The organism is Streptomyces sp. NBC_01669, from assembly GCF_026339735.1.
In the GTDB taxonomy this organism is placed as follows: Bacteria; Actinomycetota; Actinomycetes; order Streptomycetales; family Streptomycetaceae; genus Streptomyces; species Streptomyces yanii.
On sequence record NZ_JAPEQG010000001.1, the window covers coordinates 2,921,163 to 2,934,317 of the forward strand.

Sequence of the window (13,155 nt, forward strand, 5' to 3'; positions counted from 1 at the left end):
CGGACATTGCATCACTGAATGAATCATTCCGCTCCCGATCATCTCGACTGGGACACTCCACACTCCCACCTGTTTCGCCCTCTAACGCCCGCTTTGACCATGAACACTCTCCACGGCTTGTGACGCATCCATCACAACGCGTCACCCAGGTCACAGCCCGGTACGCGGGCCTTGTTGGAGATCCGGCACTGTGCTGGAATTCCACGCACCGCCGCGGGTTTCAGGCCGGCGCGCAGGGGGCGCAACGCAGCGCCGAGTGGCGGCGGGAAGGGGAAGAGCGCCGGTCACTCACGACCACCATGGGGCGGGTACAACGCCCCACGACGCCGACACCGTCCCACCCGTCTACGCGGAGGGACGCCTGGTCCAGAGGTTGCGACGCTAGTGCAGGGACGTTTCAAGAGGGATGGCAGCGCTGCGGCGGAACAGGAGCCGCGCGGCGGGACCGACCGCGGTTCCTCGCCCCAGCACGCCCAGAACCCCGGACCGGCCGCGGCCGGCGACAACGGCGACCGCGCTCCGCGCTCAGGTGCCACGGCGAACAGCGGAACCGACCCGGTCGCCCCGCTCAAGCCCCGGGGGCCCGTCAGCACGGGTTCGCGCGTGGCTCTGCGCAACTGGCGCATCAGTACGCGCCTGGTCTCCCTGCTCGCTCTTCCGGTAGTCGCCGCGACCACCCTGGGTGGTCTGCGCATCAACGACTCCATGAACGATATTCAGCAGCTGGACCACATGCAGCTGCTCACCCAGATGACCAAGCAGGCGACCAACCTCGCCCAGAAGCTCCAGGAGGAGCGCGACAAGTCGGCAGGTCCGCTGTCCAACGGCGTGAAGGCCGACGACTTCAAGGTCACCGAGCCGCGCAAGAATACCGACCGGGCGAAGACCGCCTTCCTGCAGGCGACGAACGCGATCGGCGACACCGAGGGCGACGACGCCCTGGCGTCGATCCAGGCGAGCGTCGACCAGATCGCCAATCAGCTCGGTCAGATCCGCGACATCCGCAAGACGGCGTACGAGGACGGCAGCCCGAGCCTCCAGACCGTCGACCAGTACAGCCAGCTGATCACCTCGCTGCTGAGCCTCTCGCAGGACATGGCGCAGGCGACCAGCAACCCCGAGATGATCAAGCGGACCCGTGCCCTGGCGGCCTTCTCCTCCGCCAAGGAGTACGCGTCGGTCCAGCGGGCGATCATCGCCGCGGCGCTGCCGGGCGGTGGCGGCAGCCTGAAGGGGTCGCATCTCGACGAGAACGACCAGCAGTTCGGCCGTACCGCCCTCCGCAAGGAGGCGTCCGCCATGAATTCGTTCGAGTCGACCTACGCAACCACCGGTCAGAACGCCGCCCAGCTGACGGCGACGCTGGAGAACGGCAACCCGGAGATCAAGGCCGCCAGCACCTACGCCAAGAAGGTGCTCGACACCCCCCAAGGCATGGCGGGGGCGCAACGGCGTTCGTACCTCGACTGGTACGAACAGAGCTCCACCAAGATCCAGGCGATGAAGACCATCGAGGAGACCCTCCTCAGCGACATGGAGGGCAAGGCCCGCGAGCTCCGCGACCAGTCGAAGCGCGAAGCCATCATCAGCGGTGCGCTCATCCTGCTCGTGCTCGGTGTCTCCCTGGTCGGCGCCTTCGTCGTCGCCCGGTCCATGATCCGCTCGCTGCGGCGACTGCAGGACACCGCGACCCGGGTCGCCCAGGACCGGCTGCCGGAACTCGTCAAGCAGCTCTCCGAGTCGGACCCGCAGGACGTCGACACCTCCGTCGAGTCGGTCGGTGTGCACTCCCGGGACGAGATCGGCCAGGTGGCCTCGGCCTTCGACGACGTGCACCGCGAGGCCGTCCGCCTCGCCGCCGAGCAGGCCCTCCTGCGGGGCAACGTCAACGCGATGTTCACCAACCTCTCGCGGCGTTCGCAGGGTCTCATCCAGCGTCAGCTCTCGCTCATCTCCGAGTTGGAGTCGCGCGAGGCCGACCCGGACCAGCTGTCCTCGCTCTTCAAGCTCGACCACCTCGCGACGCGTATGCGCCGTAACGGCGAGAACCTCCTCGTCCTCGCGGGCGAGGAGCCGGGCCGTCGGTGGACCCGCCCCGTCCCGCTGGTCGACGTGCTCCGTGCCGCCGCCTCCGAGGTGGAGCAGTACGAGCGCATCGAACTGGCCGCGGTGCCCGCCACCGAGGTGGCCGGCCGCGTGGTCAACGACCTCGTGCACCTGCTCGCCGAGCTGCTGGAGAACGCCACGTCGTTCTCCTCGCCGCAGACGAAGGTCCGGGTCACCGGTCACGCACTGCCCGACGGCCGGGTGCTGGTGGAGATCCACGACACCGGCATCGGCCTCTCCCCCGAGGACCTCGCGGCGATCAACGAGCGGCTCGCGTCGCCGCCCACCGTCGACGTCTCGGTCTCCCGCCGCATGGGTCTGTTCGTGGTCGGCCGGCTGTCCCTGCGTCACGGCATCCGGATCCAGCTGCGGCCGTCCGACTCCGGTGGTACGACCGCACTGGTCATGCTCCCCGTCGATGTCGCGCACGGCGGCAAGCAGCCGGCCGCGAAGCAGGCGCCGGGTCAGCAGCAGTCCGCCCCGGGCGGTCTGCTCGCCGGCGGCAACGGTGCGGGCAACGGCAACCGTCCGGGCCTCGGCGGCGCTCCCGCCGCCCCGGCGCGCGGTCTCGGCGCGACTCCCGGTGGACAGCGCGGGCAGGTCGGTGCGGGCTCCGGTCCGCGGGCGGCGCTGCCGGCGCGCGACAACGGTCCCCGCCAGCAGCCGAACCAGCAGCCTCAGCATGGCCAGCCGAACCAACAGGACCAGCAGAACGCCGGTTTCCAGAGCGCCGGGCTGTCGCACACCGGCCCTCAGGACACCTCGCGGCAGGAGCCGCCGCGTCAGGGCGGCGGGCTCTCCGGCGCCTTCGGCGGCGGTGCCCGGCCCGGCGCCCGCGGCGACCAGGGCGATTCCGGTCGTACGGAGTCGGGTCAGGCCAACCTGTTCGGTCAGAACCGGCCGGGGCCGCCCGGTCAGCCCGGTCAGCCCGGTCAGCAGAACGGTCCGGGTGCCCGGCAGGCCCCGCAGCAGCCGCGGTACAACGCTCCCGACGGCGAGGACGGCTTCCAGCGGCCCGGCGGTCCGGGTAACCCCGGCCGTCAGCTGCCGCCCGTCGGCGGTCCGCGTGCCGAGCTGCCCGGTGGCAACCCGCAGCAGCAGCGCCCGCAGACCACCAGCTGGGGCACCGAGGACCCGTCGGTCCCGCGGCGTACTCCGCTCGACGCCCCGCGCGGTCACGAGGAGCCCGAGTCCACCGGCCAGTTCCAGCGGCCGATGAATCCGTCCATGGACCGGCGCCCGCCGATGGACGACCGGCAGGGGCCCGGCTCCACCGCCGAGTTCGCCCGGCCGGACTTCTCGGCCCCGGCTCCGCAGTACCAGGACCCCGCGAGCACCGCGCAGTTCGACCGCCCGGACTTCGGTGTCCCGCAGTCCTCCCAGAACCAGGGGATGCCCGGGCCGCGTCAGCGCGGCCGGGACGCCGAGCACTTCGGCGCGCCGCGTCCGGCCGCCGCTCCCGCCCCCGAGGCGCAGTACCGCCCGGTGCTGCCGCCCCAGCCCCAGCCCGAGGCACTGCCTCCGGCTGGTCCCGGGGACGGTCGTACGCCGCTGTACGACACGCTGGAGACGAACTGGTTCCACGGCCCGCAGCAGGGCGGCCAGCAGCCGCCCGCCGAGCCGCAGGCGCCGGGCGCCCCTCAGCAGTCCGCCCCTGAGCGTTCCGCTCCCCCCATGCCGCGCCGCGGCGCGGGCGACACCGGCACCACCAGCTCCTGGCGTGCCTCGCCGAACGACGAACTCGTACGGCAGGCGGAGCGGGCCAAGAAGCCCGCAGCAGGCGGAATCACCACTTCCGGACTGCCTCGCCGGGTGCCGCGTGCCAATCTGGTGCCGGGCACTGCCCAGCAGCAGAACCACCAGTCCGGTCCTCAGGTTTCGCGTGCGCCCGATGACGTGCGCGGGCGCCTGACCAATCTCCGCCGGGGTATCCAGCAGGGTCGGCAGGCCAACAACGGCCAGTCGACCGGCAGTTTCCCACTCGGCCCCACTCACCAGCAGGAGCGTTAGTTGAGCCCGATGAGTCAGGCCGCGCAGAATCTGAACTGGTTGATCACCAACTTCGTGGACAACACCCCTGGGGTGTCCCACACGGTGGTGGTCTCCGCAGACGGCCTGCTGCTGGCGATGTCCGAAGGATTCCCGCGCGACCGCGCCGACCAGTTGGCGGCGGTCGCCTCCGGGCTCACCTCGCTGACCGCGGGCGCCTCCCGGATCTTCGAGGGCGGCGCTGTCAGCCAGACCGTGGTCGAGATGGAACGCGGGTTCCTCTTCCTGATGTCCGTCTCGGACGGCTCCTCACTGGCCGTGCTCGCCCACCCGGACGCCGACATCGGTCTGGTCGGGTACGAGATGGCCCTCCTGGTCGACCGCGCGGGAACGGTCCTCACCCCGGACCTCCGCGCCGAACTCCAGGGCAGCCTGCTCCACTAGGCGGCGATGAACCGGTGACCGACACGATTGACCCAGGTACCGCACTCCAACCCTCGCCCGTCCGGCCGTTTCAACCCCCCACCGGCCCCTTCAGACGGCAAGCCGACCCCTTGCTGTCACGCCCGGAGGATTCATGACCCCGCCACCCGCCTCACCCGATCCGTACGGCGCACTGCACCACGCGTCGTACGAAGGTGAAGGCGACCAGCCGCTGGTCCGTCCGTACGCCATGACCGGCGGCCGGACCCGGCCGCGCTACCAGCTCGCCATTGAGGCGTTGGTCTCCACCACGGCCGACCCGGCGCATCTGGCGACGCTGCTCCCGGAGCACCAGCGGATCTGCCACCTCTGCCGTGAGGTCAAGTCGGTGGCCGAGGTGTCGGCGCTGCTGTCGATGCCGCTCGGTGTGGCCCGGATTCTCGTCGCGGACCTGGCGGAAGCCGGCATGGTGGCCATCCACCAGCCGGGCAACGGAGAGGCCGGCGGCGCGCCGGATGTGACACTGCTCGAAAGGGTGCTCAGTGGACTTCGCAAGCTCTAGCGGCGGTGCGGCCCGGGCCACCACCTCGGCGAAGATCGTGGTGGCGGGCGGTTTCGGCGTGGGTAAGACCACGTTCGTCGGTGCCGTTTCGGAGATCAACCCGCTGCGTACGGAAGCCGTGATGACGTCCGCGTCCGCGGGCATCGACGATCTGACACACACCGGCGGCAAGACCACCACGACGGTGGCCATGGACTTCGGCCGTATCACCCTGGACCAGGACCTGATCCTGTACCTCTTCGGTACCCCCGGTCAGGACCGGTTCTGGTTCATGTGGGACGACCTGGTCCGCGGCGCGATCGGCGCCGTCGTCCTGGTGGACACCCGGCGTCTCGCCGACTGCTTCCCGGCCGTCGACTACTTCGAGAACAGCGGCCTGCCCTTCGTCATCGCCCTCAACGGCTTCGACGGACACCAGCCGTACACACCGGACGAGGTGCGCGAGGCCCTGCAGATCGGCCCCGACACCCCGATCATCACGACGGACGCCCGCCACCGCGCGGATGCCAAGAGCGGTCTGATCACGCTCGTGGAGCATGCGCTGATGGCCCGGCTGAAGTAGCCGAAAGCTCTCCGCAAGTCGGTATGGGCATACGGCAGTTGCCGTAGTCACACGGGGGTGGACTGTGTCCTTTGACACGATCCACCCCCGTGTTCATAACGTTTCGACAGAGAATTGACCCGGCTTCGACACCCGATGCGTTCGGCCGGTATCACTGTGCTCACATGAGCCCCGCCTTTTGACGGGGCTCGCTCTTTATGCCCGTTTTATCTGCGGCTTGGACCACTCGGAATGGCTTATTCCGAGTGTTTGGAACGCGGCCGGTCCCCGTGCTGCAATTCGACGAAACTCCCGAGTAGTACGGCCCTGAACGAAAAACGGCACAGCGTAGGTGCCGACGCCGAGAGGTTGTTGGTCGAGTGAGGCGTAGCAACAAGGGCTCCGCAGTTCAGCCGGAGCGGGGCAATTTCACCCCGCCGCCGCGCACCGCGGCGTCACCCGCCGATGTGTCCGAACAGGCACCGGCCGGTGGCAGCACCAGCCGGCTGTCCCCCCGCAACTGGCGGGTGCCCACCCGGCTGAACGCGATCCTTCTGATCCCTGTACTGGTCGGCCTCGTCATGGGCGGCTTCCAGGTGAAGGGGTCGATCGACACGTGGAAAGAGGCCCAGGACGCCGAGAAGACCGCGCTGATCGTCCGCGCGGCCTCGGAGTACGGGCAGGCACTGCTCAACGAGCGTGACCTCTCCGCGCAGTCCCTGTTGTCGAACAAGCGTGACGCCGCGGTCGTCTCCCAGGTGCGTGCCACCACCGACGCCGCCGCGGCCAAGTTCGACGACGCCGTGAAGGACATGCCGAAGAAGCAGGGCCTGGACCGCCGTCTCCAGCTGTTCAAGCAGGAGGAGCCCAAGCTCCCCGATCTGCGCAAGGCCGCCTACGCCGAGGCCATGGACCCGGTGAAGACGGAAGAGGGCTACGTCAAGGTTCAGCACTCCCTCATGGAGTTCTGCAACGAGCTCGGCCTCGGCACCGGCAACATCACCAGCTACGGCCGTACGGTCTACGCGATCGAGCTGGCCAAGGCGGCAGAATCGCTTCAGCGCTCCATCGGTATGCACCTGCTGGTGCGCCCGAGCCAGGAGGGCCCCAAGTTCGACGCCCAGGTCAAGGCGTTCGGCTCGTACAACTACCTGGAGCAGATCGCCCTCGGCGAGTTCGTCTCCGGTGGCACGGAGGCCGACTCCGCGCGGCTGAAGCAGGTCATGGCCGCCAAGGCGGCCGAGGGTGCGAAGAGGCTGAAGACCGCCAAGGAGCAGGCCGACGCGGCCGGTGTGCCGTTCGTCGCGCCGCCCAGCATCGACGGCTCGGTCTTCGACGGGATGGCCCAGCAGATCGGCCAGGGCAAGTCGCCCGAGAAGCTGGCTGCCAAGGGCATCACGCCCGAGACCTGGATGGCCGCCGCGACCGCCAAGTTCGACGGCTACACCACGGTCGAGGAGGAGCTCGTCGACAAGGCGGTGACCGAGGCCGCGGACATCTCGTCCAGCGCCAAGACCGACGCCATCGTCAACGCCGCGATCGTGCTGGTCGCGCTGCTGGCCGCGTTCGTCCTGGCCGGGCTCATGGCCCGCCAGATGAGCCGCTCGATGCGCCAGCTGCGTACCGCCGCCTTCGGGATCGCCGAGCAGCGGCTGCCGATGCTGGTCGACCAGCTGTCGCGGACCGAGCCGGGCCGGGTCGACACCCGGGTCCAGCCGATTCCGATCACCAGCCAGGACGAGATCGGCGAGGTCGCCCGCGCCTTCGACCAGGTGCACCGCGAGGCGGTGCGGCTCGCGGCCGAGCAGGCCATGCTGCGGGGCAACGTCAACGCGATCTTCACCAACCTGTCGCGCCGCAACCAGTCGCTGATCGAGGGCCAGTTGACCCTCATCACCGACCTGGAGAACAACGAGGCCGACCCGGACCAGCTGGAGAGCCTCTTCCGGCTCGACCACCTGGCCACCCGTATGCGCCGCAACGGCGAGAACCTCCTCGTTCTCGCCGGCGAGGAGCCGGGCCGCCGCTGGAACCAGCCGGTTCCGCTGGTCGACGTCCTGCGGGCCGCCTCCTCCGAGGTGGAGTCGTACGAGCGCATCGAGCTCTCCGGTGTCCCGGAGACCGAGATCCACGGTCAGGCCGTCACCGACCTCGTGCACCTGCTTGCCGAGCTGCTGGAGAACGCCACCACGTTCTCCTCGCCGCAGACCAAGGTCCGCGTCACCGCGACCCGGCTGCCGGACAGCCGCGTGATGGTCGAGATCCACGACAAGGGCATCGGCCTCACCGCCGAGGACTTCGCGGACATCAACCACAAGCTGGCCAACCCGCCGACCGTGGACGCCGCGGTCTCCCAGCGGATGGGGCTCTTCGTGGTCGGCCGGCTCGCCGACCGGCACGGCATCCGGGTCCAGCTGCGCCCCTCGGGCGAACAGGCCGGAACCACCTCGCTGGTCATGCTGCCCGACGCGATCACCCACGGCGGCGGGGGCGAGGGCCTCGGCTCCGTCGGCCCTCAGGACGACTTCACCGTCTCCTCGATCATCCCGCAGCAGACGTCGTTCGAGCCGGAGCCGCAGCAGCCCCGGCTGCGCACGGCGGCCGAGCTCGGCTTCGACGACTCCCGGTACGAGCAGCCGGCCGACGCCGCGCAGCTGGACCCGGTGGGCCGCTCGCTCATGCGTGAGGAGCGCCGGGCGGCGCTGGAGGCCCAGACGGGCGGTGAGCGCCCGCAGTTCGCGGACGACCCGTTCGCGGACGCCTCCTTCTCGGACACCGCGTACACCGAGGACGCGTACGCGCAGGACCCGTACGCACAGGAGTCGCAGCAGGGCCAGGAGCAGTACGCGCAGGCCGGGTACGACAGTTCCTACGACCCGTACCGCGGCGGCACCGGCTATCCGGAGCACTCCGACTACGCACCGCAGAACGGCTATCCGGAGGCGACATATGCCACCCCGGAGAGCGCTCAGCAGGGTTACGACGAACAGTTCGCAGCCCAGCCCCACCAGGAAGAGTGGGCAGATCAGGGCACGTACCAGGATGCGTACGAGCCCACACCGCAGGCTGAACCGGAATCTGTCCCCAGCGCTCCCGCGGAGCCGCAGGAGCGCGTAGGCTTCGACCGTCCGGGTCCCACCCCGAACGCCGGCCACGAGCTGACCGATGCCGGTCTGCCGCGCCGGGGCGGTCAGCAGCACTGGCAGCCCACCGGCCGCGGAAACGAGCAGCCCGTCCCAGCCGAGCAGCAGCCGCCGCAGCAGCAGGAGTTGCCGCAGCGGCCGTCGCCCGCGCAGCAGGACGGGAACGGCTCCGACGACTGGCGCTCGAAGAACGACGAGCGCTGGGAGCGGGCCGAGAAGCTCCGGGAGCCGAAGGCGGGCGGGGTCACCCCGTCCGGACTTCCCCGGCGGGTGCCCAAGGCCAATCTGGTCGAGGGCACGGCGGAGCAGACCCAGCAGGGTGGCCCTCAGGTCTCCCGCGCCCCTGAGGACGTCCGGGGCAGGTTGAGCAACCTGCGCCGGGGCATTCAGCGGGGACGTAACGCTGGTTCGGACGCAAGTAATACCTACAACCAGGAGCGTTAGTGTGAGCCCGATGAGCCAGGCGGCGCAGAATCTCAACTGGTTGATCACCAACTTCGTGGACAACACCCCCGGGGTGTCGCACACGGTGGTGGTCTCCGCCGACGGACTCCTGCTGGCCATGTCCGAGGGATTCCCGCGCGACCGTGCCGACCAGCTGGCGGCCGTTGCTTCCGGTCTGACCTCGCTGACCGCGGGCGCCTCGCGGATCTTCGAGGGCGGCGCCGTGAACCAGACCGTTGTGGAGATGGAGCGCGGATTCCTCTTCATCATGTCCATCTCTGACGGATCTTCGCTGGCAGTTCTTGCACATCCGGACGCCGATATCGGTCTGGTTGGGTACGAAATGGCACTTCTCGTCGACCGTGCGGGCACTGTCCTCACACCCGACCTCCGTGCCGAACTGCAGGGAAGTCTTCTTAACTAATAGACAGACGGTGCGTTTCGCGCCACCGCGCCATAGGGTGCGTTGGCGCGGCCCCACTGGGACCGGGACCGGCAGTCGGAGGAGGAAACGTGGCAACACCCCCAAGCGGACACCAGTACGACGGTGGTCAGCAGGTACCGGGTGAGCACGGGGACAATCGTTTCAACTTCCCCTCCACGCCCAGCAGACAGGGCTCGCAGCAGCCCTATCAGCCGCCTCAGCAGCCGTATCCGCCCCGGCAGGCACAGGGCGGCGGGTGGCCGCAGGCCCAGGACGGTGGGTGGCCCCAGCAGCCGCAGCACCCTCAGCGGCCGCACCGGTTGGGCGCGCCCCAGCAGCCCCGGATTCAGCCGGTGCAGCCGCGGCGGGCCGCCGAGCCCGCCGCGCCGGAGGCGCACAACCCGCTGGTCCGTCCGTACGCCATGACCGGCGGCCGGACCCGACCGCGCTACCAGCTCGCCATTGAGGCGTTGGTCAGTACCACGGCCGATCCGTCCCGGCTGCAAGGGCAGTTGCCCGAGCACCAGCGGATCTGCCGGCTGTGCTTCGAGATCAAGTCGGTCGCCGAGATCTCGGCGCTTCTCTCGATCCCCCTCGGCGTTGCCCGGATCCTCGTAGCCGACCTGGCCGAGGCCGGACTCGTCGCCATCCATCAGCCCGGCGGCGACGAGTCCGCCGGCGGCCAGCCAGATGTGACACTGCTCGAAAGGGTGCTCAGTGGACTTCGCAAGCTCTAGCGGCGGAGCAGCCCGCTCCACTACCTCCGCGAAGATCGTGGTGGCAGGGGGCTTCGGCGTGGGTAAGACCACGTTCGTCGGTGCCGTTTCGGAGATCAACCCGCTGCGCACCGAAGCCGTGATGACGTCCGCGTCCGCGGGCATCGACGATCTGACACACACCGGGGACAAGACCACCACGACGGTGGCCATGGACTTCGGCCGTATCACCCTGGACCAGGACCTGATCCTGTACCTCTTCGGTACCCCCGGTCAGGACCGGTTCTGGTTCATGTGGGACGACCTGGTCCGCGGCGCGATCGGCGCCGTCGTCCTGGTGGACACCCGGCGTCTCGCCGACTGCTTCCCGGCCGTCGACTACTTCGAGAACAGCGGCCTGCCCTTCGTCATCGCCCTCAACGGCTTCGACGGACACCAGCCGTACACACCGGACGAGGTGCGCGAGGCCCTGCAGATCGGCCCCGACACCCCGATCCTGACCACGGACGCCCGCCACCGCGCGGATGCCAAGAGCGCGCTCATCACCCTGGTCGAGCATGCGCTGATGGCCCGCCTGCGGTAGTCTCCGCCAGCCATGCGGAAGGCCCCGCACTCCTCCGGGAGTGCGGGGCCTTCCGCGTTGCGGGGCTTCGGCCACGCCGTGTCCTCGATCGCCGGACGGGCTGAAACGAATCGCCGGACGGGCTTGGAATCAAGCCCGTCCGGCGATCGAGGACAGGGGGTCTCAGCCCTGCCAGGAGTGCGGGGCGCGGAAGCCCGGGGTGCGCTCCAGACGGCGCCAGCCCGCGGAGGTACGGCCCCTGTGGGCCGGGGCGGCGGACGTGGCTGCGGCGCGGGCGAGCAGGACCGCGGTTATGGCGGCCAGCTCCTCGGGGTCGGCAAGACCCTTCTCAACGCGCAGCACGGACTCGGCAGGAACAGCGCTCATGGATGTGTCTCCGTCTTTTCGGCAGTATGTGGCGGACTGTGCGGGGCGGTGCGGCAGCCGCGGTTACTGCGGGGGGTTCCCGTGCTTGCGGGACGGCAGATCGGCGTGCTTGGACCGGAGCATCGCGAGCGAGGCGATCAGCACCTCGCGGGTCTCGGCAGGGTCGATGACGTCGTCGACCAGGCCGCGCTCTGCGGCGTAGTACGGATGCATCAGTTCGGCCTTGTATTCCTTGACCATGCGGATCCGCATGGCCTCCGGGTCCTCGGCGTCGGCGATCTGCCGACGGAAGATGACGTTGGCGGCACCTTCGGCGCCCATCACGGCGATCTCGTTGGTGGGCCACGCGTAGGTCAGGTCCGCCCCGATGGACTGGCTGTCCATCACGATGTACGCACCGCCGTAGGCCTTGCGCAGGATCAGCGAGATCCTCGGCACCGTGGCGTTGCAGTACGCGTAGAGCAGCTTCGCACCGTGCCGAATGATTCCACCGTGCTCCTGATCGACGCCGGGCAGGAAGCCGGGTACGTCCAAAAGAGTGATGATGGGAATGTTGAATGCATCACACATCTGAACGAAGCGGGCCGCCTTCTCCGACGCCTCGATGTCCAGGACACCGGCGAGGGACTGCGGCTGGTTGGCCACGATGCCGACGGCCTGACCGTCGAGCCGGGCCAGGGCGCAGATGATGTTGCGGGCCCAGCGCTCGTGGATCTCCAGGTAGTCGCCGTCGTCGACGAGCTCCTCGATGACCTTGTGCATGTCGTACGGGCGGTTGCCGTCGGCCGGCACGAGGTCGAGCAGGACGTCGCCGCGCCGGTCGGCCGGGTCGTCGCTCGCCACGGTGGGCGGGTTCTCCCGGTTGTTGGACGGGAGCATCGACAGCAGGTACCGCACCTCGGCGATGCAGGTCTCCTCGTCGTCGTACGCGAAGTGCGCGACGCCCGAGGTCTCGGCGTGCACATCGGCGCCGCCGAGGCCGTTCTGCGAGATCTCCTCACCGGTGACCGCCTTCACGACGTCCGGTCCGGTGATGAACATCTGGGAGGTCTCGCGGACCATGAAGACGAAGTCGGTGAGGGCGGGGCTGTAGGCCGCGCCGCCCGCGCACGGGCCGAGCATCACGGAGATCTGCGGGATGACGCCGGAGGCTCGCGTGTTGCGCTGGAAGATGCCGCCGTATCCGGCGAGCGCGCTGACGCCCTCCTGGATGCGGGCGCCGGCGCCGTCGTTCAGCGAGACCAGCGGGGCGCCCGCCGAGATCGCCATGTCCATGATCTTGTGGATCTTGGTGGCGTGGGCCTCGCCCAGTGCGCCGCCGAAGATCCGGAAGTCGTGTGCGTAGACAAAGACCGTGCGGCCCTCGACCGTGCCCCAGCCGGTGATGACACCGTCGGTGTACGGCTTCTTCTCCTCCAGGCCGAACCCGGTCGCCCGGTGCCGGCGCAGCTGCTCGACCTCCTTGAACGAATCCGGGTCCAGGAGCAGCTCGATGCGCTCACGCGCCGTCAGCTTGCCCTTGGCGTGCTGGGCCTCGGTCGCCCGGTCGCTCGGTCCGCGCCGGGCCTGCTCGCGCAGCGCCAGCAGTTCGGCCACCCGGCCACGGGTGTCACTCGGCTCGCCCGGGGTTTCGTCCACAACGGTCATGTATCGACCCTACGAACCCGACCAAGAAAATCCTGCCGTCGACTCCGTACAGTCTCCTGACCCGTTTCCTGGTGGAGCCGGACAGAACCCCTGCCCCATGCAGGCAAACCACCAGGGGAATGCGGTCCCGCTTTGTGAGAGCTCCACAAAGCGGGACTGTGGTGTACGGCACAAGCCCGTCACCCCGGGCGTGTGGGCCGTTTGTGCGTAC

10 protein-coding genes are annotated in these 13,155 nt (G+C 69.4%); 8 read left to right on the top strand and 2 right to left on the bottom strand.

What is annotated here, in order from left to right; genetic code table 11:
* Window positions 1-384 precede the first annotated feature (384 nt).
* The 8 genes from OG972_RS12765 to OG972_RS12800 all read left to right on the top strand — a co-directional run bounded on the left by OG972_RS12765 (window position 385) and on the right by OG972_RS12800 (window position 10,931).
* On the top strand, window positions 385-4,116 hold the full coding sequence (locus OG972_RS12765) for a sensor histidine kinase (RefSeq protein WP_266981121.1): 3,732 nt from the start codon (window positions 385-387) through the stop codon (window positions 4,114-4,116).
* A gap of 9 nt (window positions 4,117-4,125) precedes the next feature.
* The gene (locus OG972_RS12770) at window positions 4,126-4,539 is read left to right on the top strand and encodes a roadblock/LC7 domain-containing protein (protein ID WP_024495006.1); all 414 of its coding nucleotides are present in this window, start codon (window positions 4,126-4,128) and stop codon (window positions 4,537-4,539) included.
* A 133-nt stretch (window positions 4,540-4,672) separates the two neighbouring features.
* The gene (locus tag OG972_RS12775) at window positions 4,673-5,080 is read left to right on the top strand and encodes a DUF742 domain-containing protein (RefSeq protein ID WP_266981123.1); all 408 of its coding nucleotides are present in this window, start codon (window positions 4,673-4,675) and stop codon (window positions 5,078-5,080) included.
* Window positions 5,061-5,642 (top strand): ATP/GTP-binding protein, encoded by a 582-nt coding sequence (locus OG972_RS12780; protein ID WP_072487286.1) that lies wholly within the window; start codon window positions 5,061-5,063, stop codon window positions 5,640-5,642. Before OG972_RS12775 ends, OG972_RS12780 begins: the two co-directional genes overlap by 20 nt.
* A 359-nt stretch (window positions 5,643-6,001) precedes the next feature.
* Complete coding sequence (locus OG972_RS12785; RefSeq protein WP_266981125.1) at window positions 6,002-9,208, top strand: nitrate- and nitrite sensing domain-containing protein; 3,207 nt, start codon at window positions 6,002-6,004, stop codon at window positions 9,206-9,208.
* A 10-nt stretch (window positions 9,209-9,218) separates the two neighbouring features.
* Window positions 9,219-9,632 (top strand): roadblock/LC7 domain-containing protein, encoded by a 414-nt coding sequence (locus OG972_RS12790; RefSeq protein WP_030980891.1) that lies wholly within the window; start codon window positions 9,219-9,221, stop codon window positions 9,630-9,632.
* A gap of 89 nt (window positions 9,633-9,721) precedes the next feature.
* Complete coding sequence (locus tag OG972_RS12795) at window positions 9,722-10,369, top strand: DUF742 domain-containing protein (RefSeq protein ID WP_266981127.1); 648 nt, start codon at window positions 9,722-9,724, stop codon at window positions 10,367-10,369.
* Window positions 10,350-10,931 carry an ATP/GTP-binding protein gene (locus OG972_RS12800; RefSeq protein ID WP_014048542.1) on the top strand — a complete coding sequence of 194 codons (582 nt, stop codon included), beginning with the start codon at window positions 10,350-10,352 and terminating at the stop codon, window positions 10,929-10,931. Before OG972_RS12795 ends, OG972_RS12800 begins: the two co-directional genes overlap by 20 nt.
* Before the next feature lie 162 nt (window positions 10,932-11,093).
* Here OG972_RS12800 and OG972_RS12805 read toward each other — a convergent pair whose 3' ends face one another.
* Both OG972_RS12805 and OG972_RS12810 read right to left on the bottom strand, forming a co-directional pair.
* Window positions 11,094-11,297 carry an acyl-CoA carboxylase subunit epsilon gene (locus OG972_RS12805; protein WP_266981129.1) on the bottom strand — a complete coding sequence of 68 codons (204 nt, stop codon included), beginning with the start codon at window positions 11,295-11,297 and terminating at the stop codon, window positions 11,094-11,096.
* A 63-nt stretch (window positions 11,298-11,360) separates the two neighbouring features.
* A complete protein-coding gene (locus tag OG972_RS12810; protein ID WP_266981131.1) occupies window positions 11,361-12,944 on the bottom strand; it encodes an acyl-CoA carboxylase subunit beta in 1,584 nt (527 codons plus the stop codon).
* Window positions 12,945-13,155: the final 211 nt, after the last annotated feature.

Bases quoted from the DNA above. Each gene is read 5' to 3' on its own strand.
- OG972_RS12770 (WP_024495006.1), top strand. From the start codon at position 4,126: ATGAGTCAGGCCGCGCAGAATCTGAACTGGTTGATCACCAACTTCGTG.
- OG972_RS12775 (WP_266981123.1), top strand. From the start codon at position 4,673: ATGACCCCGCCACCCGCCTCACCCGATCCGTACGGCGCACTGCACCAC.
- OG972_RS12790 (WP_030980891.1), top strand. From the start codon at position 9,219: ATGAGCCAGGCGGCGCAGAATCTCAACTGGTTGATCACCAACTTCGTG.
- OG972_RS12805 (WP_266981129.1), bottom strand. From the start codon at position 11,297: ATGAGCGCTGTTCCTGCCGAGTCCGTGCTGCGCGTTGAGAAGGGTCTT.
- OG972_RS12810 (WP_266981131.1), bottom strand. From the start codon at position 12,944: ATGACCGTTGTGGACGAAACCCCGGGCGAGCCGAGTGACACCCGTGGC.